The 23,538-nt window shown below is 43.7% G+C and carries 15 protein-coding genes and 1 CRISPR repeat array; all 15 genes read right to left on the reverse strand.

Features of this window, described 5'->3' with window-relative positions; genetic code table 11:
* Positions 1 to 4: 4 nt before the first annotated feature.
* Complete coding sequence (locus tag ABC831_RS19135; RefSeq protein ID WP_343249671.1) at positions 5 to 1,024, reverse strand: aldo/keto reductase; 1,020 nt, start codon at positions 1,022 to 1,024, stop codon at positions 5 to 7.
* Between the two features lie 157 nt (positions 1,025 to 1,181).
* Positions 1,182 to 4,415: a glycosyl hydrolase family 2 protein gene (locus ABC831_RS19140; RefSeq protein ID WP_343249672.1), complete on the reverse strand. Its 3,234-nt coding sequence runs from the start codon at positions 4,413 to 4,415 to the stop codon at positions 1,182 to 1,184.
* Positions 4,416 to 4,531: 116 nt separating this feature from the next.
* A complete protein-coding gene (locus tag ABC831_RS19145) occupies positions 4,532 to 7,210 on the reverse strand; it encodes an alpha-L-rhamnosidase (protein ID WP_343249673.1) in 2,679 nt (892 codons plus the stop codon).
* Between the two features lie 38 nt (positions 7,211 to 7,248).
* Entirely contained in the window at positions 7,249 to 8,064 is an 816-nt protein-coding gene (locus tag ABC831_RS19150) for a carbohydrate ABC transporter permease (RefSeq protein ID WP_343249674.1), read from the reverse strand.
* Complete coding sequence (locus ABC831_RS19155; protein WP_343249675.1) at positions 8,064 to 8,939, reverse strand: carbohydrate ABC transporter permease; 876 nt, start codon at positions 8,937 to 8,939, stop codon at positions 8,064 to 8,066. Before ABC831_RS19155 ends, ABC831_RS19150 begins: the two co-directional genes overlap by 1 nt.
* 116 nt (positions 8,940 to 9,055) lie before the next feature.
* Positions 9,056 to 10,456 (reverse strand): ABC transporter substrate-binding protein, encoded by a 1,401-nt coding sequence (locus ABC831_RS19160; protein WP_343249676.1) that lies wholly within the window; start codon positions 10,454 to 10,456, stop codon positions 9,056 to 9,058.
* A gap of 531 nt (positions 10,457 to 10,987) precedes the next feature.
* A complete protein-coding gene (locus ABC831_RS19165) occupies positions 10,988 to 12,013 on the reverse strand; it encodes a hypothetical protein (protein ID WP_343249677.1) in 1,026 nt (341 codons plus the stop codon).
* Positions 12,014 to 12,681: 668 nt separating this feature from the next.
* Positions 12,682 to 14,690: direct repeats of the CRISPR family, unit length 30 nt; unit sequence GTTTCAAATCCTCATAGGTATATCTTAAAC.
* 147 nt (positions 14,691 to 14,837) lie between these two features.
* Positions 14,838 to 15,095 (reverse strand): CRISPR-associated endonuclease Cas2, encoded by a 258-nt coding sequence (gene cas2 / locus ABC831_RS19170; RefSeq protein WP_425524607.1) that lies wholly within the window; start codon positions 15,093 to 15,095, stop codon positions 14,838 to 14,840.
* Positions 15,096 to 15,192: 97 nt separating this feature from the next.
* On the reverse strand, positions 15,193 to 16,185 hold the full coding sequence (cas1b, locus tag ABC831_RS19175; RefSeq protein WP_343249679.1) for a type I-B CRISPR-associated endonuclease Cas1b: 993 nt from the start codon (positions 16,183 to 16,185) through the stop codon (positions 15,193 to 15,195).
* A 23-nt stretch (positions 16,186 to 16,208) separates the two neighbouring features.
* Positions 16,209 to 16,721: a CRISPR-associated protein Cas4 gene (cas4, locus tag ABC831_RS19180; RefSeq protein ID WP_343249680.1), complete on the reverse strand. Its 513-nt coding sequence runs from the start codon at positions 16,719 to 16,721 to the stop codon at positions 16,209 to 16,211.
* Positions 16,711 to 19,035: a CRISPR-associated helicase Cas3' gene (gene cas3 / locus ABC831_RS19185; RefSeq protein ID WP_343249681.1), complete on the reverse strand. Its 2,325-nt coding sequence runs from the start codon at positions 19,033 to 19,035 to the stop codon at positions 16,711 to 16,713. The genes cas4 and cas3 overlap by 11 nt, the downstream gene beginning before the upstream one ends.
* 39 nt (positions 19,036 to 19,074) lie before the next feature.
* The gene (gene cas5b / locus ABC831_RS19190; RefSeq protein ID WP_343249682.1) at positions 19,075 to 19,806 is read right to left on the reverse strand and encodes a type I-B CRISPR-associated protein Cas5b; all 732 of its coding nucleotides are present in this window, start codon (positions 19,804 to 19,806) and stop codon (positions 19,075 to 19,077) included.
* A 10-nt stretch (positions 19,807 to 19,816) separates the two neighbouring features.
* Entirely contained in the window at positions 19,817 to 20,692 is an 876-nt protein-coding gene (gene cas7b / locus ABC831_RS19195) for a type I-B CRISPR-associated protein Cas7/Csh2 (RefSeq protein ID WP_343249683.1), read from the reverse strand.
* Complete coding sequence (locus tag ABC831_RS19200; RefSeq protein WP_343249684.1) at positions 20,685 to 22,670, reverse strand: TIGR02556 family CRISPR-associated protein; 1,986 nt, start codon at positions 22,668 to 22,670, stop codon at positions 20,685 to 20,687. The genes cas7b and ABC831_RS19200 overlap by 8 nt, the downstream gene beginning before the upstream one ends.
* A 15-nt stretch (positions 22,671 to 22,685) precedes the next feature.
* Complete coding sequence (gene cas6 / locus ABC831_RS19205) at positions 22,686 to 23,426, reverse strand: CRISPR-associated endoribonuclease Cas6 (protein WP_343249685.1); 741 nt, start codon at positions 23,424 to 23,426, stop codon at positions 22,686 to 22,688.
* Between the last annotated feature and the right edge of the window lie 112 nt (positions 23,427 to 23,538).

Below are 23,538 nucleotides of genomic sequence, written 5' to 3' on the forward strand. Positions count from 1 at the left end.
TGTCTCACGTAAACCGGGGGCTCGTCCCGCAGCTGATCTGATCAATTTGCCTGATCTCCTCTTCCGTAAATGTATGATTCACAATGCCGGCCGCATTTTCCTTAATCTGTTCGGGAGAGGAAGCCCCAATCAATGCGCTGCAGATTCTGCCGTCCTTCACCGTCCAGGCTAATGCCATCTGTGCCAGCGATTGTCCGCGCTCTTTGGCGATCTCATTAAGAGCCTCGATTTGACTTAACCGTTCCTTCGTCAGGCTGTCTGCTTTTAAAAACCGGGGATCTCTGGCTATTCTGCTGTCCGACGGGATTCCGTGCAGATATTTGTCCGTCAGCAGCCCTTGGGCCAGAGGGCTGAATACGATCACGCCGATCCCGTTTTCATACGCGTAATCTTTTACTCCGTCCTCTTCGATGGTACGGTCAAATATGGAATACCTTCTCTGGTTGATGATAAACGGACATTTTAGCTCCCTTAACATTTTGATAGCTTTCCCGGTGTATTCCTGATCATAGTTGGATACTCCGATATACAACGCTTTACCGCTCTTAACGATACCGTTCAGGGCTTCCATCGTCTCCTCCAGAGGTGTCTCCCTGTCCATCCGGTGATGATAAAAAATATCCACATAATCGCATCCCATACGCAGCAGGCTTTGATCCAAACCGGCGACCAGATGCTTTTTGCTCCCCCAGTTACCGTAAGGGCCGTCCCACATTTCATAGCCCGCCTTTGTACTGATGATCAGTTCATCCCGGTATGGCTTCAGATCCTTTGCCAGTATACGGCCGAAATTCTCTTCCGCGCTTCCCGGATACGGCCCGTAGTTGTCGGCCAGATCAAAATGGGTAATCCCCTCATCAAACGCCGTAAAACACATCCTTCTCATATTGTCAAAATCGTTGTGCACTCCAAAATTATGCCAGAAGCCCAGGGAAATAATCGGCAGCTTAATTCCGCTATTCCCGCACCGGTTATATTCCATTTTCCCATATCGGTTCTCATCCGCAGTATAGATTTGTGTCATGAACGTACTCTCCTTATCGTTTCTTTCTCATCTTCAGCCGGAGTTTCTTTCCGGTAATGATATATCTTTACCGCTATTATACATGTTCCCGGGATTTTTAAACAATATTTATTTAATAAAATTTCCTTCCCTAAATTTCCTTCACGGAAACTTCCTTTTATCCATCCAGGAATACCGGACTGCTTAAAATACCCAGAGGCTTCAGCCGGTACTCATAGCACCACTCTTCCTTCTCCGTCCGATAGGAATCCGGCCCATACCACTCATACTCCGGGTTCGCGTTATGTACCGCGCCAAACCCATTTCCCCTGTGTCCGAACAGAGTTACCGCTATCTCATTTTCCCCTGTCTTCATTTGTGGAAGTTCCAGAATATATGGCGCAAACAGCAACGGCATGGCTTTCCCTCCATTACACGAAACTTTCATCAAACTTCCGCGGTAATGTGGTACCTGAATCTTCGTGACATTCCCTCTCCTTTGACATCTTAGATGATAGGTAATATTTCCGGTGTAGAAAGGGAAGCCCTGAGTGGTAAGATCAGAGAAACCGACTTTTTCAGGCATGGGACAAACCACGGCACGCCTTCCATTCAGCCGGACACCAAAATTGCCCAACAGATAGCACCATTCCAGATTCACATGAGGCGCATAGGGATACCTCAGTTCCAGAACGTTATTCCCCTGCTTTAGTTCCGGCATCCGGAAAAGACGGTACACCGGATCCACATACCAGCCCGCATCCGTTCCGGTCTCTATCCGCTCTCCATTCCAGAAGATATTAAGCCCATCTATATATTCCACCGCGAGACTTATCTCCTTCACCCTGATTTCACTGCGGATCAGGAAACGTAGTCCGGCGGTGTGCTCCGCTGCCTTCTTCTTCAGTACATATGGCTGAGCGGCCGCGTCCATACGAAGAGGCCAGCCCAGTTCCCGCCGCAGTACATTATCCAGCCGCAGGATCTCCTCCCTGGTCCGATACGGTTCCCCATCCAGGGAAAATTCCGCCTGATCCAACAGCAACGCATTGGGTTCCGACAGAGTATAAGGCACCACTTCATCCTCCAGGATAGTGCGGGTACTCTCCCGTGCATTTTCCTGTGTTTGCTCCGGTACTATCTCCCGTGTTATCCCCGGTACTAACTCCTGTGTTATTTCCGGTACTGTCTCCTGTGCTTGCTCCGGTACTGTCTCCTGTGCTTGCTCCGGTACTATCTCCTGTACTTGCTCCCGCATCTGTGCTGCTGTTCTCCGTCCGCCGGAATCTAGTTCCAATCTGAATAACAGGCTGTCATGATTATAAAATTCTTCTTCCAGGACCGTATCCTTTCCTTCTAATCTTGTCCTGACCGGCTGGATTACTCCTGTCCAGGCATCGTACCTGCTCGCCTTACAGTGCCGGCCGCAGATTCTGACCGTCAGCATCCGCCTCACCGGGATATCCGGATTTTTCCCCGGTTTCCCGTGGGCGATAAACAGCCACTGTGTCCCCCCTTCGGTCCTTAGCTGGCAGAGCAGATCATCAGCCGCCGATCCATCCTGGTCGGTAATCCGAATTTCGCGGTAATCCTCCAGCTCCTGATACAATCGGTCTCTTCGAAACGGGATCTGCCGGAATGCCGACAGGTATTCCGGCAGCAGCGCATTTTCTTCTCCGTCCATCCTGGCCGGAATATTTCCTACAAACAGTACCTGTTTCCCCGCAGCCTTATATTTAATAAGGAAATCAACCGTAGTCCTCCGTATGGTCTCCATATTAGGCAAAAGGATCACATCGTATTCCATGGCCCCGATCCGGCCCGGCTTCTGCTCATCTATAAGCTCCGGCAGCAGTGACTCCGCGATATAATCAAAATCCAGCTGTCCGAACAGCAGCCATTTAGTGAAGGTTTCGAATTCTTCATCCATCTCAAGCCGCAGATCTTCCGTCTGATCCTTCGGGCCCCAGTGCAGCCAGCAGCTCTCGATGGGATGTACAACGCCAATATGTACTTGCGGTACTCCCTGAGACATCGCCAGATTCACTCTGGAAAAGTAAGTTTCAATAAGCGTGTATTCTTCATACCAGGGGGACTGGTAGAAAATAGAAGCCGGATAATCCCGTTTCGCCTCACCGTTCATTGACATCCAGGACAGGTGGGGTACACGTACCGTCACGCCCAAAGCAGCCTGCCAGTCTCCCTGCAGCTTATGCCCCCGAAAATCAAAATCCCAGTTGGTTACTCCATAAAGCTCTGACATCATCGCCGTACGTCCGTACTGGTGCGCGGCGGACTGCGCCTGTTTGGCCGTGGTATATTCGTACCGGTTGCAGAGCATATCGATTCCTGGTATGTCAAACGATCGGTAGGATCTCATCGCCTCCCCCAAAGCCGCTGTCTGGCTGTTCAGAGTAGGCTCTTCCATCATATGTCCCATAAGAAGCAGCCCATGCTGCCGGCACCAGGCGTGATAGGTGTCCGCGTAAGCATGAGCAAACCGCTCGGCCACATGGTCATGGTACTCGTATCGGATCTTAGATATCCTGCCCCCGGGAAGCTCCCAGAACAACTCCGGAAGCCGGTCCATAATACTGCTGTTATAAGTCTCCTGAAAAGTCTGTTCCAGGTCGTCCGCCCAGGGAAGAAACAGATCATTTAAATCCATTGCGTGTTCCAATCGTGTCTTATGCGCGAATTGAGGTTCATCGGTAAAAACAGCCGGGATCTGGCTGCCGAAATCTCCTCCTACCACAGCAGCATATTTCTCATGGGTCACTTCCAGGAACCGCTGAACCGCCAGGGGATCGAGGGTATTCACGTACGCCTGGTTGTTGAACCATGGACTGTCTTTCGCTGTCTCCAGATAAGCGTACCATTTGGTCCCGGCCGCTGGTTCTTCCCGGTCTATCTGATGATACTCTTTCAGACGGGCGCGCTCATCCAGTTCGATATCGAAGCAGGCCAGAAGTCTGCCCTGTCCGGTCCGCTCCGCCCCCGCTGTCGATGCAGCCATAATCGTTGTTTGGCCTGTTTTCCCGCTCTCGTATGAAAATGGAGTGAACAGAAGAAATCTACTTCGGTACCTGGCATCCTTGGTCACCTTGCCTCCACCATATCCTGACGGCCAGCGGTCCTCGTCGTACAGCCAGGATTTTAATCCCAGCTCTTTTGCCTGTTCCACACAAAAGCGGATACCGTCCATGAATTCCTTCCCCATATACTCCGTCGCCAGCCCGACCCGGGTGTGCATGAGAAAACCGCCGAAGCCCATCCGCGCAAAGCACCGCATCTGTTCTTCCATCGTCTCCTGATTCAGTTCCGTATTCCAGGCCCACATGGGCGCTCCCCGATATTCCCCCGGGGGATTCTGGAAACTTTCGCTGGTTACTTTACATCCTCTCTGAAACATGTACTTCTCCTTTTACACCTTTATTTATGACTCATCCTTGACATTCCCTAATTTTTGATAATACTTTATCCTTGATTCACTTAATCTTTGATATTACTTAATCTTTAATACCTGAGTTATATTATTTCACTCTCCGGCACCGGAACTATATAAAATTCATGGGCACCGCTCTTCAGCTTCCTGCATATCTTCCCGTTCCTATGTTCACAGCCGGAAGAATTTATACTGTCCGTTCCTGCTATCTGATATTGTACCGGTAATATAAGCATTCCTTTGGCTCCAGCCGGTATCGACACACACAGTTTAATTTTCTCCGGAGTCCGTTTCCATGATATCTCCACTTTCCCCTTCGGATAACGGTGCCATGCCCGGACCCAGGTCAGCTGAGGGGCAAAATACGGCTCTATCCGTATCATATCCTCCGGTTTCCCGAAATCCATCCGGTCATGTATGGATTTAAGTCCGGCCAGGCCGCTGTAAAACCATTCTTCGGCGGCTCCAAGCATAAAATGATTCTGCGAACTGCTGGGATGATCCGGATCGTTGCCGTTCCACTCCTCACAGAGCGTTGTCGCCCCATGTATCACCTGGTATCCATAGCTGGGCGCATCTGTCTGATTCAGCATGTTTGCCATGATATCCTGCCGGCCATACTTGTCCAGAGCTCTTACCAGGAACGGATAACCCACATCCCCTCCGGTGCTGTGGTATCCCCGTCTCCTGATATCCTCCACCAGATTCGTAAGGACTTCGGGTACATCCGCCTCGTCTGCCAGGCCGGTAAACAGCGCCATGGCATTCGCCGTCTGGCTTCCTGTGGCATAGCGCATTCCCTGGTCATCAAAAAATTCCCTCCGAAATGCGGCTTTCACCTGTTCTCCCAGTGTCCCGTAGCAGCTGGCATCCTCCATCCGGCCCAGCACCGAGGCGATCTGACGCATAATAATGATATCATAATAATAGATCGCGGTAGCCGTCACCGGAATCGGTGTGTTCTGGGCAAACGGCGGATTCAGTCCAAAATCACACCAGTCTCCCAATCCGTGATGCAGTATGTGATATTGGCTTTTTGAAGTGAGATATTCCAGATAGCGCCTCATCATCCCGTAGTTTTCTTCCAGAATACCGGTATCCCCATAAGTACAGTACAGATACCAGGGCACGATAATCCCGGCGCTTCCCCATTCGGGAGAGTCTCGAAATCCGGTATGAATCCCTTCCGTATCAAAGTTAATATATTCCGGAGCTGTGTCAGGGATCAGACCGTTCTCAAGCTGTGCTTCCCGCATATCCGCCAGGACCTTCCGAAACAGTCCGTAGATCTCATAATTATATATGATTCCCGGGCCGATCAGATGAAGCTGTTCCAGCCACCCGAGTTTTTCCCGGTGGGGACAGTCCGTAAATACAGATTTGGTGTTGCACAGAATCGCTCTTGTGATAATCTCATGGATCTGGTTCCACATGGGGGCCGAACAGGAAAAATCCCCGATTTTTTCCAAACACGGATAGATCATACGTCCTTTTAGCTCCAGAATCTCAATTTGCTTCTGAAAATTCCCTGCGGGGTCCGGATCCGCCGCTTCGATTTTTAAATATCGGAAACCATAATAAGTAAACCGCGGTTCCCAGATCTCTTCCGAGTCTCCTGATAAGGTGTACTGGTAATAATGAGGAGTACCTGTAAACTGTTGGGATAGGCTGCCGTCTTTGTCCCGCATTTCAAAAGGGGTCACCCTGATTCTGAAGCCTTCCGGCCCTCTCAGCCGGAGCCTAAACCAACCGGATAGATTTCTGCCGGTATCATAGACCAGCGCTTTGTCTTCCCATCCGATCCGCCTGGCCTCCAAATCTTCCCTGATTTTTAGCGGTGGATATTTCCTGGATACAATCCTTCCCTTCGGTCCACTGATCGGGACTGCCGGAATCCATTCCTCATTTTCCTCAAAATCCGGACAGTCCCAGCCTTCATGCTCCAAGGTGGAATCATAGTCCTCCCCTCCATATACGCATGAAAAAGTAATCGGTCCCAAAGCCGCGCGAAACTTCCCATCACTGACCAGCGCTTCGCAGCTTCCATCCGTATACTGAACTTCCAATCTCAAAAGGAATCCAACCGGGCCGAAGCTGTTCTGAAACTTCGTATACCGGCCTCCCGGAACATGATACATCCCATTCCCCAGCAGAATACCCAGCACATTTTCTCCGGTTATTACATAGTCTTCCAGTTCATAGACCGCGTAGCATACACTCTTGTCGTAATTCGTCCAGGCCGGTTCCAGGACATCATCCCCGACCTTTTTTCCATTGCACCGCAACTCATAGTGTCCGACTCCGCTTATGTAGGCTCTGGCTCTGCTGATCTTCTTTTGGAGTACGAAACTGCGTCTGAAAATAGGCATGTGCTGTGTCTCCGGAAAAGGGGAGCCTATCCAGCCGCATTTCCAGGAATCCTCACAAATCCCCGTCTCAAACCAGGACGAACAGTCGGACTCCGCTACCAATCGATCCAGCCAATAGAGACTCACCTGCCAGGTATACCGTGTTTTTTCTTTTAGCGAAGCGGGGGTATAGTGTGCCCGCACCGGGCAATCCCCATGCAGTAATCCGCTGTCCCAGATCTCTTTTTCTACCACATAGATTCTGATCCGGCAGGCATCCCAGGTAAAATCCGGAATGTCGGTTCTTACATTCCAGGAAAAATAAATCTCACAGTTGTCTATTCCTACAGGATGAATCAGGTCATTTACCCTGCAGTGTGTAATCGCGGCTGTTGCATTTTCCTTTTCTGTCATTTCCTACTTCCTCTCTTAGTATAATATTTCCGTATGTCTCAGCCTTTCACTGCGCCGGAGGTCATCCCGGCCACAATATATTTTTGTGCGAAGAGATATACGATCAGGATCGGCACCGCCGTAATAATACAATCGGCAAACACATAGTTCCAGCTGCTGTAATATTGCCCGTAGAAATTATAGACGGTCAGCGGCAGCGTCCACTTCTTCGGCGTGTTAAGAAGATACAGCGGCAGTTGAAAATCATTCCATACGCTCATGGCCAGTATCACCACGCTGGTAGCCGTTACCGGTTTCAGCAGTGGCAGGATGATCCCGAAAAACAGTCTTCCCTGACCGCATCCGTCCACAAAAGCCGCTTCATCCAGTTCTCTGGGGATTCCTTTTATAAAGCTGCAGAAAAGGAAAATGTTAAACGGCAGATTGATAGCCACGTAGACCATAATCAGACCCGGAAATGTCCCGTTTAAATGAAGAAACTTCAGTACCGCGTAAGTCGTGATGATCTGAAGCGGCGCAATCATCCCTAAAAGGAAATAATTATACATTCGCAGGCTCCCCTTACTATCCTTTCGGGCGATAACAAAAGCAGCCATAGCGGAGAATATCACACCAAACAGGGTTGCCCCGCCGGTTAAAATCAGACTGTTGATGAAAGAGCGCAGCACGCCTCCCTTTTCAAAAACAAAGGCAAAGTTTTCCAAATGCCACGCGTCTGGAAGTGCCAGATCGAATCTGGCTGCGGCCACCTGATCTTTGAAGGCACCCAGCACCATAATAAGCAGAGGACACATCATCAGTGCGGTAATCAGAATCATGATTACTTCCGGAATCAGATACTTTTTCTTCCACATTACGCCTCCACCTCTCTTTTCTTAAGCTGCCGGTTCAGCAGCAACGTAATTGCGCAGACGATCACGGTCAGTACCAGGCTCATGGCGCTTGATTTTCCCAGGAACCCGGCCGAGAAGGATTTGTATACGTAGGTTCCCAGCACTTGTGTAGCGTAACCCGGGCCGCCGTTGGTCAACACATACACTTTGTCAAAGACTTTCAGTCCGCCGATCAGATTCGTGATAATCGTAATCGTAAAGGAGGGGGCCAGCAGCGGAACTGTTATTTTCCAGAATCTCTGTATCGGGGACGCGCCGTCAATCTGGGCCGCTTCATAATAGTCAGTGGGTATTCCCTGCAGGCCCGCGATGAACAGCATCATTGAGAATCCGGACCACTGCCAGATCTCTGTGGCTATGACACACCAGATAGCCGTGTGCTCATTTCCCAGCCAGATCAGCTTTCCCGCATAGCCGAACAGTCCCAGGAACTTATCCCACATGCCGCCCATCTCGAAAAACGCGGTAAATACCAGTCCGATAACCACGGTGCTCAGCACGGCCGGCATGTAGAATAAACTCCGAAGTACGTTTCTGGACTTCAAAGGTTTCGTAAGAACCATCGCCAATGAGAGCCCGAACAGTACTTTAAATATCGTGGTGACGACAGCGAAGATCAAAGTGTTCTTAATCGCCAGCAAAAAATACTGATCGCCGAATATTTTCTTAAAATTATCAATTCCCAGAAAGGAAAATGAGGTCAGATTCCGCACATTCCAATCCGTAAACGCGGTGACAAAGCACAGAATCATGGGAATGATAAACATGATCGAATATACAATCAGGGCAGGCATTGCCATCGCATAACTATAATTGCTTTTCTTTCTTTTTTTCATGGATTCCTCCTGTTAAAAAAACCGGCACAGGCCGCGGGGCCGCGCCGGTTCCTATTCCGAAGTCTAGCTTTTTTTCAGGAATTTCTCTGTTTTCAGAAATTACTCTTTTCTATGAATCAGAAGCCTTCCAATCCCAGATTCTTACCATACTCCTGCATACCTTCATCGATCTGTTTGATCAATCCATCCACATCTTCGCCCAAAGCCAGCTGTGCGTATGCCGGGAATATTATGTCGTCGTTTAATGATCCGAAGTTGGAAAGGATGTCTCCGACCTGTACTACGTATTCCCCTTTGTTCAGATAGTTATCATACATTTCCTGGAGAATCGGGTTCACATTATCACTGGTTACGTCAGAGAAGGGGGAGTTTACGGCGTTGGCATTCAGGTACAGGGACAGGAATTCAGGCTGGGACAATTTATTGATAAAGTCCAGAGAATTGTCCACATTTTCCGCCTCCTGTGGCACCGCCAGAGCGTAGACGTATTTTGCTGTCATTACTTTGTCTACATCGTTATAGGGCAGCGGGAACATGCCAATCTCGGCGTCCGGCCAGTTAGCCACGATATCGTTGACCGCGTATTCTCCCTGGATAATCATAGCGGCTTTGCCGGTAGCAACCTCTTCTTTAGAAGTATCATAGGTTCCAACGATATAGTCTTCATTTACATAACCTTCTGTAAATAATTTTTGAAAATCGCTTAAAGCCTGTTTGTATTCCGGAATATCGGTAAATTTCATCTGATTTGAATTTAATTTAGCGTAGATATCTTCACCCGTTTCGTTAAGCGCGTTAGCGAAATAGATCATCGGCCCGATCTGGGTGGTCCAGGTGTCTTTGAAGGAAAGATACAACGGAGTAATATCTTTTCCAGAATTCTTGACGGTGTCCAGAGCTTTCAGGAACTCATCATAGGTTTTCGGGATTTCGATTCCCAGCTCTTTGAATACTGTCTTGTTATAGACCACTGCCATAACCCCTGAAAATCCGGTGATCGGCATTCCGTAGAGTTTTCCATCCGTATCTTTTAAGGGATCCACATCCATACCCAGCCGGTCCATCCAGGGCTGATCGTCCAGCGCTACCAGAGTGTTCGCCGCGTCATAGGTGGAATAAGCGCCGGGAACATTTACATGAATCACGTCGGGAGCTTCCCCGGTTGACAGACGCACCTGGGACAGGTTTGTAAACTGTGCATCCGGAATCACTTCGTATTCCACGTCGATGTCGTACATTTCTTTCATCTTTTCCTTGATAGCGTTGTGGGCTTCTTCTTTGAAACTGGACTGCGCCAGCATGAAGTTAATGGTATAACCGCCGTTTTCCTCTGTTGTGGCCTGCTCGTTTTCATCCGCCGTATTATCCTTCTGCCCGGCAGCTGCCGCCGGAGCTTCGGATGCCTCCGGCGTCTGGGCCGGTTCTTCTGTTTTACTTCCGCAGGCGGCCAGTCCCATCAACATTACTCCTGCCATTCCCAGAGCCATACACTTTTTCCATAAGTTTCTCTTCTTCATTTCGTAATTCCTCCTCCTGTTTTGATAGTCTTATCATAGTCATTTGACAGCTTGTCATAAATGGAAAAATTATAACTGTAGATGGAAATTTTGTACTTTTGATACATATTCCTATCATATAGAAAGCTGCTTTTATGTTTGTTTCTCGTTTTATTTTTATGCTTCTATACCTAATTCTTTTATTCTTCTATGTCTGATTCTCATTTTAATCTACATTCCGCCGCTTTGCGGCGGCACAAATAGTAATGAAAGTGTTTCCACCTTCTAGTTTTCGTGTTACAATAGACTTAATTATAAGGCATCCCGGCATCAACATCAGATGCACCCACCCGTTTGCTATTGGTGTGCAGGTGCGCCTCGTTTTACCAAGGTGGGAATATTCTTAATTCGGTTCACTATGTGAGCCTTCTTTTTGTATCTATCTCACGTTTTTGGCTTAATTTACTTTCTTTCACACTATCTCCTAAAAATTTTTGTTATGCTTTACCTTTTTTGCATATGTTATAATCTCTTCAATTTACTTCCGTATTATTATCTGTTTGAAAACTTAGGCCAGGGTACGGAAGCAGCTACTGTTATACAGCGGAATTCACCATTCATATTGGTGGCAGAGGTTTCATCGGCTTCCATTACTGCTGTATAGAAGTGATAAAGAATTCCGTTGTACCACAGGATGGAAGCTTTATGCGCATGAATTGCATCGATACTGCCATATGCACCGTTTGGAATAATTGGCTCTTTCCATTTTTCCCAGTGAATCAGATCTTCTGAGAATGCCAGGCCTTCCCGGGCATGTTCGTAATCATAGCCAAAATAGTAATTTAGATATTTCCCCTGATCTTCTACTATATATGGGTCTGAGACAAATTTGCTGTCCCAGCTGCCATCTGTAACTTTCAGAATCGGGTTCCCATCATGTCTTATCCAGTGGAACAGATCGTCAGACACGGCAAGTCCTGTCTGTTCGATCCAACGTTCATCCTGCGTTTTGGCATTGTAAAACATATAATATTTGTTTTTTATAGATAAAATGCAGGCTTTATAGAGTCCTCCCTGCTCCCACGCCTCACCGTCCTCCCAGGAAAATACTGGGGCTGGAAGCTTATGCCATTCCATCAGACTTTCATCTTCACACCAGGCCAGACCGATCTTCGCCGGGCCTGCCTCATATCCTTTGTCCGGGTAGGAATGATATACCATCCAGTACCGTCCTTCTATTTTTTTCAAGGTTGGTGTTTCTTTCAGGGAATTGCTTTCTTTTATGATCCAGGTACCCGCGCAGCCTACACTGTCCCAGCGTCCTGCATGATCCCTGGGGAGAATCACTCCTTTTGTCTCCCAGTGCAGCAGGTCATCACTAACAGCCATGCCTGTCTGGTATCCGATTCCGTCATAGCCGACAAACATCATATAAAACTGACCATTATGCCAGAACACAAAGGGAATGTCTACTGATTTTTGATGGAAGGAGTCCAATTGGCCGGAACCGGTAAGGACGGGGAATCCATACTTGTATGGAGTGAGATAAGTTGAGGGAATGGAGTTTCCCAATTTCATGTTTGTTTCCTCCTTGTTTGTGCCTTCTTATAGTTTTTTAGTTTGCTTGATGATTATATTGTAATAGGGAAGGTTAAGTGAGGAAATGGAATTATTTGTTATGGGAATGGAAAATTGATACTTTTTGAGATTTTATAAATGAATTGTGTAATACTGAAAAAGGGAAAATCTGTATTCCCTTGGTGCTTTCAAAACTTGAGATTTAAACTTGAGATTTACATCCTAATAGATATATCTTAAACGTAACCGAAAGGTTTTATATTTGTGAGGTTTGCGTGCTTCAAATCCTCATAGGTATATCTTAAACATTCATGTTCGTTCGCCCACTCCTTCATTTCGTCAGTTTCAAATCCTCAGAGGTATATCTTAGACGGTCTCAAGATCAAAGGCCATAGTATGGACCCGCGAAGTTTCAAATCCTCATAGGTATATCTTAAACAGGTGGAAACGCTGCACAGTTACCTTGGATAAGTGAGTTTCAAATCCTCATAGATATATCTTAAACCTGTATCATTGTTACACTTACGAGGCCATTTGTACATCGTTTCAAATCCTCATAGGTATATCTTAAACGATCCGCCTTCTTTTGCCCCTTTCGGGCCATCTTAGTTTCAAATCCTCATATCTTAAACTTTTCCCCTTTATGATTGTCACGACTTCTTGCCCATGTTTCAAATCCTCATAGGTATATCTTAAACGTTTATATCTATCAGCCGTGGAATGCTTTGATTATGTTTCAAATCCTCATAGGTATATCTTAAACATCGATGATGCCCTCACATGCTTCTGCTGCTGCGATGTTTCAAATCCTCATAGGTATATCTTAAACTCTTCGACGCTCATGCCAAAAGCCGCTGCATATTCTTTGTTTCAAATCCTCATAGGTATATCTTAAACACGATCAGGCAAGCCACCAATACGATCGGTATAAAGTTTCAAATCCTCATAGGTATATCTTAAACGATGACCGGGGAGCATTGTATTATGCTGCCAACATTAAGTTTCAAATCCTCATAGGTATATCTTAAACGGTGAGGTGATGGCCGGTTATGAAAACATAAAAGAGTTTCAAATCCTCATAGGTATATCTTTAATTGATACTGTTACCGAAGCCGGGTCCGTTAGCTGATGTTTCAAATCCTCATAGGTATATCTTAAACCATCCGATCTCCGTCATACTCATCCCTCCGATCTCCATGTTTCAAGTCCTCATAGGTATATCTTAAACCGGTCCGGCCTTAAGCACGATCTGTCCAGCAACAGTTTCAAATCCTCATAGGTATATCTTAAACCATGACGCCGTTTAAGGTCCTTTGATTTTATTTCGTTTCAAATCCTCATAGGTATATCTTAAACCTGCTCCTGTCCCGAGGTCTTGCCGTCATAAATCGGTTTCAAATCCTCATAGGTATATCTTAAACGAGTGTGGTGGCTATAATGGTTTAGGGTTTCAAATAAGTTTCAAATCCTCATAGGTATATCTTAAACAATCATCTGCCACACCAAAACCGCATCCAGGGCACTGAGTTTCAAATCCTCATAGGTATATCTTAAATATTGTAGTTTGGACGGTACGCCTTCTTCTGCTTTGTTTCAAATCCTCATAGGTATATCTTAAACTTTGGAGTTCAGGTGTGCTGCTTCGGCCACAGCAAGATGTTTCAAATCCTCATAGGTATATCTTAAACGAACAGAAATGACAACTCAGTTGCTGGGTGAGCTGAGTTTCAAATCCTCATAGGTATATCTTAAACCATGCGCCAGTCCCAGAAGCTTATGGGGAAATAAAAGGTTTCAAATCCTCATAGGTATATCTTAAACCATATTCATTTCTTAGGTATTCCAAATTTTCTCTGGTTTCAAATCCTCATAGGTATATCTTAAACGAGCACTTGCGCAAGTATTTGGACAGCCGGACCGAGTTTCAAATCCTCATAGGTATATCTTAAACGATCAGAAATCCAGGCGCTCACGTCCACGGTTGAGGTTTCAAATCCTCATAGGTATATCTTAAACGAAACAAAAAATCAAATCAATGCTGGCGCGCCGTGGTTTCAAATCCTCATAGGTATATCTTAAACCCGCCTACGCAAAACTGGATACTAGCGGAGATAAGAGTTTCAAATCCTCATAGGTATATCTTAAACACGATACCGGTCGGAAGATCGGTGTGAGGCTGACGGAGTTTCAAATCCTCATAGGTATATCTTAAACCAGCCCTTATCCAGTCCCTATACTATGTCGATCTGGTGTTTCAAATCCTCATAGGTATATCTTAAACTCCCAGGGTACAAATATACCAAAACTGATTAAAACGTTTCAAATCCTCATAGGTATATCTTAAACACTGTCAGAGACCATAGATCTAAGCGGGTATATGCTGTTTCAAATCCTCATAGGTATATCTTAAACAGAAACAAAGCTTATATTGGACGAGCTTAAAGCATGTTTCAAATCCTCATAGGTATATCTTAAACTATTGCCACTATGAGCTATACCTCGGGTATGCAAAAGTTTCAAATCCTCATAGGTATATCTTAAACCCGTCCCGGTATTAACAAGCTGGTACTGATGGACAAGTTTCAAATCCTCATAGGTATATCTTAAACGAGATCCGGACGGCAGGGTACCGGACCGGCGTCTACTGGTTTCAAATCCTCATAGGTATATCTTAAACCCATTCACACCGCATAAATACTCCCTTCCTCCCCCAGCATCCCCCTCCCCCCAAAAATACCAAATTCTTTCTATCCAGCTCTCCAAGCCAATCTTATATCCGGTCGATCCCCCACACTTTTTACACCATTATGGGTCGACCCCAAAATCAAATAATAAACTCCTGAGCATTTTTTTCTTGACCAATCACTTCTCGTCTAGAATAGTTCAAGCTTTCAAATCTGTAAAGAATAACCGAATCCTCATCTTTATGTAACACTTTATTCAGTTCCAACTTCAACTTTTTCAAATTAGCCTCTCCGATATCCCCTTCAAACACCGAATTTTGAATCCACGTCAAATATTTCCTGCATGTTTTCAATGCTTTCGCCACTCTTTTCTCATTTACATCATAAACAAGAATCACGAACATCACAACACCCCTTGTCTTTTCCTCTTCATAACATTAAACACTTTGTCCCAAACCAACTCCAATTACGTCCTATTCAGATAAATCTCGTCATTCACCATTCACAAACAAATCCTTCATATTCCGCATCTTCTGTTATCAGTTTTTGCAGCTTATATGCTTCCAGCCTTATCAATCGTTTGTAGCTTACAGCTGTACCGATTGATTTATGGCGTATTGTAGTCAGTAATTTTTTATTATACTCTTCTACAAATTTCTTTTTACCAGTATCCTTTAATAGAATACCTCCAAAATTACTATCAAAATCTTTTTCTGTAATCACTCTTTTATTTATTAGTGAGAATATCACCCTGTCCACTATCACTGGCTTAAATATTTCTGCCAGATCCAGATTCAAAGAAAACCTTCTGTTGTTCGTTGAATGTAAATATCCAATCCGCGGGTCTAAATTTGTTTGATAAATTTCACTGAGGACTGTCGTATACATCATAGAATTTCCAAAACTGATCAGCGCATTAATCTTATCTTTAGGCGGTCGACGGCTCCTAATTGTAAAAACAAAATCCGGTTCATCCAGTATAACATTAAAAGCTTTATAATAACTCTCCCGAATATTTCCTTCATAAGCCATCAGTTCCGCAGTACTGGAGCAATTTTCCATCTGCATCCATTTTTCTTCAATATCAGCTATAGTCTCCTGTAGATTTTTACCTCTCTTACAATAATATTTTAAAACCACCAGAATATTATTAATCGCTGTCCTTATTATCTTTTTGGCTATTAAGACTCTTTTTTCTTCCTGGAGATAAGCCTCCGCCTGTTTTAATATTACATAACCTGAGTTAAGATGCTCTCTGGGATAAAATGTACCGGTATAATATTCATAGTAATTAAAAAAATGAATCAGTATCCCTTTCTGCGAGGCAAAATCTAAGAACTTTTTATTCACCGTAATTTCACCAAATACCCACACAGAGTCCAATTCTTCGATCGGAAGATATTTCTTAGACTCTCCACTTTGGAAATAAAAGGTATTATCTTTCCTGCGAAGATCTCCGTCATTAAAAATATAAATATCTTTTTTCATACCCTTCTCCTTTAGCCGTTTCTTTATGAAAAACAATATTCTTTATATCCACAATTTTTGCAAAACGGGATTTTCTTCACTCTGGGAGGATTCCTTAATTCAGCGATTCTGATGATTTCCGTTTTGATTTCCTCTAATTCTCTTTCCAGATCTTCCGTAAGAATAACATCGACCCTCTTCTTCTCTTCCGGATATAGCAGCTGCCCTTGCGCATCGAGGCCACTCTCTTTCAGCTGCTGAAGATAATAGGCCAGTTGATATTTGGAGGCTTCTTCATACTTTGAAGACTTTTTCGTCTCCCCGATCACCAACTGATCTTGGTTCTGAAAAACGACATCAAATCTTACATTTCCAAAGACTATCTCCTTTTTATTCCGCTGATATGTATTCTCATGGAGAAAACGCCCTATATCAATGTTATCATCCTGCTGATCTGGTATTATGCTGTGGGACATCAACCAAACTTCCCGCCCGCAGATTTTATAAAACCAGATTAATGTGCCTGTAATTTCCACCGTGCTCTCATCAAAATACAAGATAATCCTCTTCCTCTCTCTTAAAACCGGTATCACGACAATAATTGTCGTTACAGCCTTCCATAGGTAAAGACCAAATAATTTCCTCTTGCACATGATTGATTCTTGAAGCATATTTTTCCGGAATCGATAATGTATATGCGCTCATCTTTGGATTCAATTCAAGCATAGAATCATATTTCTTTTTCTTATCCTTTTCCCGTACCGCATGCAAAAACTTCTGAAATAGACATTCCGCATTTTCATCAATTCGAAAATAAACCTCTACATACGCTCCCTTTTCCTCTATCAGATGAAATTGATCGATCGCATATTTTTCTCCGGTAAATATCAATTTTTGTATAGATTTGATATAATTTTCAGAATCACAACTGACATATCCACTTATTTTTTTATAATATTCATGAATTAACTCTAAATAATCTGATTCCAATATCTCCCGCTTCTGATCCAGCAGCTGTTTCGTCACATTAATTTGCATATCTCCATAAATCATTTGCCCATACGCTTTTTTCCCATTCGTCAATTCTACTACCCGAACAATGCCCAGCATCTCTTTTCCATGCCGATTACAACGGCCAGCCGCTTGAATAATAGAGGATAATGGTGCCAAATCTCTAATAACATAATCAAAGCTCAGGTCCACCCCAGCCTCTATCACTTGCGTAGAAACTACGATCGGTTTTAAAATATCAAAAGATTTTTCAATCTCTTTTATCCTATCAACTCGGTCACAGGGCAAAAGGTTCGCTGATAAATAAAATAATTTCCGTTCCGGCAAAGCTATTTTTAAGTCATCGTAGATCAACAAAGATTCCTTTATTGTATTACATACAATCAGATAGGATTTATTTTCCAATTGGCCCAGAAAATCTTCGGTAAATTCGTCTATGGTCGATTTTCCCGGCTTGTAGGTAAGCTTTGTCCGGCAAAACATCCGGAAATACTTTTCATACTCCGGTAGTAATTCCATCGCTTCCGTTAGAAACAAAGGTCTTGTAGCCGTCATCATTATAATCTTACAGTCCAATAACCTGGCTGCTTCCCTTAAAATATAGTCGGCCACCTTTAACAGTTCAATAGGAATTGCCTGGACTTCATCCAATATTAATATTGAGTGGCGAAATTCATTAAATTTTTTCAGCATACGATTTCGATTACCAACAAGCGTCTCCAGAACTTGTACAAATGTGGTGATGATTACATTGGACATCCAGTTTTCCCGAAGCATCTCGGCCCTCTGTTTATCCACATCATACTTTTCAGTCTGATAGTCAACATCCGCCAGTGAATGGTGTTTCATCAGATAGGGCCCTGATTGTTTCTCAAAATCCCGTATCTCCCTTGCATATAATTTATATATTTCATCAAAGTTTTGGTTAATGATCGACGTAAAAGGCAAAGCGTAGATAATCTTTCTGCCGCCACCCAATTGTTCATTTAATTTAACAGCCGCAAAGAATCCCGCATAAGTCTTACCAGTACCAGTAGGGGATGTTATGGAGTATAGATACGAATGTTCTGGCTGCTCTTCGATCGAATTCATAATATTTGTAAATATCTCTTCCCTGACAACACCCATTTCACTTTTTATTCCCTTTGTACGTTCCTCAACGGATATTCTCCTACTCCCGTTTAGGGTAACAAATGGTAATTCGCATGGCAAAATCATTGGTGTATCGGAAGCACTGAATTTATCCCCCGAAATCAAAGCGGAATATAGACTTTGAAAATAAATATAATTTTCACCATTCTTTTTGGACCTGCTCTCAATTCCATAAGCTAATTTTCCTAATTTATGTATCAAATTCTCCAAGTCGCTATCATCGAGGAATTCATCTACGATCTCTTCATAATTCCATAAAGAATAATCCTGTATAATCTCAGCTCTGTGATTCTTCATGTCTTCTATCTGTTCGCAGACAATATCCAGTTTACGCTGAAACGCTTTCGGTATTGCCACTCCCTTTTTATCTGTTTCAAGAAGTCCATCCCGCAAGCTGCTCACACTCTTGTGATGGCAGAGAATCGCATGATAGATGTAGAATACGTGATTCTCATCCTTTAGCAGTCTCATTCCCGCAAAAGCCCCAAAAAGGGCGGATATAAAACTATGATCCGCCCTTTCATCATTCCGGTTTCCGTAATGAAGCCTGTTTTGGAAATAGATAGTATACTTTCCAAAATCATGGCTCAAACAGGCCACTTCTGCAGTTTTATCCCAGCCGCTTCTTAAACTGTATTTCGCATTTTCCATCGTTTCCTGTAAATGGACCCTAAGCAGTTTATCAATATGTGATTCAAACCGGATCATGATCGGATTCCCTCTTAATTCATAATATCAATCCCTATTTTACATGAAAGTGACACAGACCTGCTCCTTACAAATTTCCAAGCTCAACACAGGCCCCTTAACTTCCATTTTGAGCGCTTTTCCATTTACATCATAAAGATATGACGCGGTCTCGTGTAAAGTTCTGCCATTATCAAAGTATCTGGGCATATTCTCCCGGTACAGACTTACCGGCTCTGATAATATGTCTAACGTCTTCTCCTTTATGGATTCTACCCGTACCAGGGAAGATACTCGTATCCGTCCTTCTTTTACTCCATAGTCTGCCTCAGTATCGCATACATATGTTAAGGAACATTGAAATGGTGCCGATCCGAGATAAGGAGGATACCAACTCCGTCCCTCCCTGACAGATTCCGTCATCCTCTCCATGATCTCTGCCTGGTTACTGGAAAAATAAATCCGGTAGGCTACTCCATCGTCCCCGGTCAAAATTTCGAACGGAATCTGTGTATGGTTCTTCGGTTGGATAAAATCCTTTGGCCCTTCGATTTTCATATAATTAACCGTCTGCATGATTTTCCTGGCTGGCTTCAGAATCTGTACACCTATATCCACCTTTCCAGGTACAAACTGATCATAATACGCATCCCGTTCTATACCAAGGATTCCCGCAGCCAGTCCGCACAACGTCGTTCTCGGAGGGACCAAATATGTGAGCGAAGAAGAATTCGTATAGTATTTTCGAAAATGGGCATATCGGCCCGAGACATCGAATACCAGTACTTTCATTTTCATCATCCTATTCTACTTCGATCAGAGTAAAACCATCGAAAGCCTGTTGGAAAGTGACTTCCACATCATGGTTTAACAATATACATTTACTATCACAGAAATAGTGAATCGAGTCAATTTTTCCGATATTTCCCTTTAGGAAATCAACGAGTTTTCCAACTTCTAATGCAGTTTCTGAAATATCCCGAATATCTTCCGTCTTTTCTTTTAACGAAATATAATCCCGCATATCTCCTAAAATAGTCATATCGCTCTTATATTCCACTCTCAGATACAGTCTGGGATACTGGCCAATCTTACTTCTTGTTACCTGAAGTGGAATCGCATACCTGAGCGCCCGATCCAGCTCAGCGATATCCTCTTCTTTCAAACACGTTGCTTTTCCCCGATTTGCAGATATTACACCGGAAAAAGCGATAAAAGAATATGCGACTCTGTAATCCTTTCCGATCGCTCCCTGTTTATTATTATCAGAGGAAGCAAACGTAGAAGTAATGCTGGACTCCAGTACCTTTACCGTATTCAGGGAATATCCCCAATTGAACTGGACAGGTCCAATAAACTGCTTATTGTCCTTCGCTATAGGCATCGTAGCCCCAAACAGCCGCACATCAATCAACTGATCCAGTATTTCCTGATCATTAGAAGTCCCCAGCTTCTTAATCCTTGTCTCTGCAGTAACTGGTGAGCCATCCATTTTCTGCACAAACAATGGATATCCCTGGTCGGCCAGATAATCCCTGACATATCTTTTCAGCCGCAGATCAGACACCATATTGATCCCTCTTTCATAATCCATACGGGGACGGTTTTCCTCGTCAGGATCACCGTTTGGATTTGTTAATTTCGCATCATACAAAAATAGGATTTCACTGTTATTCATTTTCCTTTCCTCCATTCTCTTTTTTCTTGCCTAAAATTGCTTTTCTGGTCGTATAAGAATAACCGCTTAAAATACAGAACAAATTTTCTTCCTTTGACAAGCCCCAATTCGATAACCGGGGCGTACAAAGCTCTGTAAAATCGGAATAGATCAGCTCTGTCTGAGATTCCAGCAGTTTTTCCTGCTTTAACTTAGCAAATACATCTCCCGCCAACCGGAGTATTTTGTTTTTATCCATCCCCCCAAAATTAAGCTTGTTCAAAATCGGCTTATTCTTGGACGAAGTATTCTTCGTTCTTTTATATTGTTCCACCCCTATGGTACCCATCAGGGTACCCAACAAAAACAATGCCGCCTCCTCCTGCTTATATCCCATTTCACGGATAAATTCTTTGAGCTCATCCCCGCAATGCAGACTTTCTACCTCCATATTCTCTCCTCCTTTGATTAATTGCATAAATTCCAGGAACTTCAGCAGCGCTGTACCTCTTACTACTGTAGCTTCCAGTTCACTGCCGCTTATATTAAACCCTTTTTCCTCATAATAGATGACTTTCGCACATGCATTGAGATTCCCGATGATATACTGCTTTTTCAGCAACTTTCCCGATAATATAGCGTCGTATAGCCCTAAAAGATTTCTGAATTCTCTTGCCTCATTTTTTTCGTCCAGCCGGATTGGCATAAGGTAATATATCATCCGAAGATTCAATATCGTCCGATCCGTTCTGCCTCCCAACAACCGCAAATAGAGATCCTGAGTTCGATCCAGGCAGCTGGCAATGAAATCGAACCTGGAGGGTGCCACATCTTTAATAAATCTTTGGATTTTAGTGGCCTTCTGTGCCTGCTTGTAAAATACAAGATTGATCGAATAACAGGTTTCATCTTCTCTTTCCTGATAAGCCAGCTCCTCATCAATACTTTCCTTTAATTGCTGCACCGTTTCTACATTGGATATCGTTTTAAATTTATGCTTAATACGGTCGCAGATGATGTCGAGACCTTCCCGGTCCAAAGGTTCTCCCCAGATAAAATGCGGATACAGGTATACGTGGAATCTTGCCAGAAACATATTTAAATTATTTTTTACATATTTTTCACCCGACAGATACGCGTTTAAACAATCCTGACACAGAAGCATATTCTTTCTATAATTTTTCTTATCCACCCCACTGGCAAAACCGTATAAATTTGTAGTGTAGCTTTTGATTTCTATTATAATATCATCCCGCAGCTGCGTCGTGGTTCCACAGTTGTAGCAATGCCCCTCAATCAAATTCTTTTTGCTATCCTGCTTCCCCGATGCCCCCTCCTTTTCTTTCAGTATGGCTGCCTTATATTCCTCGCGCTCACACAATGGCTCAGCATCAATCAGTATAGTAAATAACCCAAAATTCTTCTGAAGTTTCATTCCATAGTGGTCTGCCAGATATTGATCAAAGGCTTCTGTCACTTCCTTCTTCAGCAGCGCTTTCTGTTCTTTTTCCGGCAATTCACGCAAGGTATCCCGATATGCCTTGATATCATATTCAGCATTTGATAGAAGACCTACATGAAAAGCATACCTGTTCTTATTACTCTTAAAATCTTCACCCAGATCCACGAAATAGGTATCCCTGATAAAAGTAAGCTTACTATTTAACTCATCCCCTAAATCTAACTCACATAAGTTTGGAATTGTCTCTGAGAGATGATAAAAACTATTGCCCGATGTGCAATACCACTGTTTGGAATTGGCGCCCGGAGCTGAACCGATATAACAATACTTTCTTGCGGAATTTTCACTCATCTGTTCATTGACATCAATAGATACCCGGCATTCATCTGTTGAAAAATCAAATTTCAGAACATAAAGCGGCTGTTCATTTCCTTTGGCATCCCGGCGTACCGGAGCTAATTCTGTGATCAGGTTATCCAGAATGCTGCTTCCGTCCTGCATGAGTATCTTCCCGATCTGTATCATGCCTTCCTGCATATCTTTTTTCGCCTCCTATCCTTTATTTACAATGACGCAGCCAAACCCCTGGGAATTCTTGGAGCCCAGTCCCGCATTGACTGCCATGTCCATCAGTTCTTTCGAGCCGGAGATCAGGAATTTACCGTTCCATCCTTTTATCACTGTTTTCTTATAAAATATGATGCTTTCCCGACAGAACCGATTCATGGGTTTGATCTGAAATTGTGTATCCTCAGGCGCGTTACCATGGTAGGATTCGTATTTATGTATTAAATTTTTTCGAATCAGCTCAGAATACTCCTGCTCATAAGGTGTGTAATAATAAGTTTTCTTTACTCCGTCGTGATTTGCTAATGTAGAATAGATACAAATGGGGGAGAGCGTCTGTATTTCGCATCGATCATCATATTCTTCCACTATTGTTTCAAAGGAGGAAGGTGTCAAATAATTACCATTTAAGTTTAATTGTGATTGGGAAATAATGTTTTCTGCCAGATAGGTCACGAATTTAGAGTCGTAAGAAGAAATATAAAAATGAATTTGATCCTGATAAATAATCTTGTGCTGTCCGGTAATGATTCGATGATTACCAAAAATCTTAGAAAACGAGAACAACTTATAACTTCTATTTCCCGCTTCATAACCTGTATCATGAAGAAAGGACTGGTAGTTTTTATCATTTAACCAGGTCAGCAGCGCAGCCTGCAATATATGATTGTAGCTGGTATTCAAAGTTAGAGGATTTTTTAAAGGAAATGTAAATTTGTATTTCATCATATGTTCTCCTTCGTATAATCTTTCTAAAATAACAATAGCATTTGTTGGTTCTGCTGTCAAGAAGAAAATTGTTTGTTATTCAATACTAATAAATTTTTTGATCATTTAT

The organism is Diplocloster hominis (genome assembly GCF_032380655.1).
GTDB classification, from domain to species: domain Bacteria; phylum Bacillota; class Clostridia; order Lachnospirales; family Lachnospiraceae; genus Diplocloster; species Diplocloster hominis.

Coding starts and splice junctions, on each gene's coding strand:
- ABC831_RS19160 (WP_343249676.1), bottom strand. CDS start 10,456: ATGAAGAAGAGAAACTTATGGAAAAAGTGTATGGCTCTGGGAATGGCA.
- ABC831_RS19200 (WP_343249684.1), bottom strand. CDS start 22,670: ATGCAGGAAGGCATGATACAGATCGGGAAGATACTCATGCAGGACGGA.
- cas5b (WP_343249682.1), bottom strand. CDS start 19,806: ATGAAAGTACTGGTATTCGATGTCTCGGGCCGATATGCCCATTTTCGA.
- ABC831_RS19150 (WP_343249674.1), bottom strand. CDS start 8,064: ATGTGGAAGAAAAAGTATCTGATTCCGGAAGTAATCATGATTCTGATT.
- ABC831_RS19155 (WP_343249675.1), bottom strand. CDS start 8,939: ATGAAAAAAAGAAAGAAAAGCAATTATAGTTATGCGATGGCAATGCCT.
- ABC831_RS19135 (WP_343249671.1), bottom strand. CDS start 1,024: ATGACACAAATCTATACTGCGGATGAGAACCGATATGGGAAAATGGAA.
- cas7b (WP_343249683.1), bottom strand. CDS start 20,692: ATGAATAACAGTGAAATCCTATTTTTGTATGATGCGAAATTAACAAAT.
- cas1b (WP_343249679.1), bottom strand. CDS start 16,185: ATGAAAAAAGATATTTATATTTTTAATGACGGAGATCTTCGCAGGAAA.
- cas3 (WP_343249681.1), bottom strand. CDS start 19,035: ATGATCCGGTTTGAATCACATATTGATAAACTGCTTAGGGTCCATTTA.
- ABC831_RS19145 (WP_343249673.1), bottom strand. CDS start 7,210: ATGACAGAAAAGGAAAATGCAACAGCCGCGATTACACACTGCAGGGTA.
- ABC831_RS19165 (WP_343249677.1), bottom strand. CDS start 12,013: ATGAAATTGGGAAACTCCATTCCCTCAACTTATCTCACTCCATACAAG.
- cas6 (WP_343249685.1), bottom strand. CDS start 23,426: ATGAAATACAAATTTACATTTCCTTTAAAAAATCCTCTAACTTTGAAT.
- ABC831_RS19140 (WP_343249672.1), bottom strand. CDS start 4,415: ATGTTTCAGAGAGGATGTAAAGTAACCAGCGAAAGTTTCCAGAATCCC.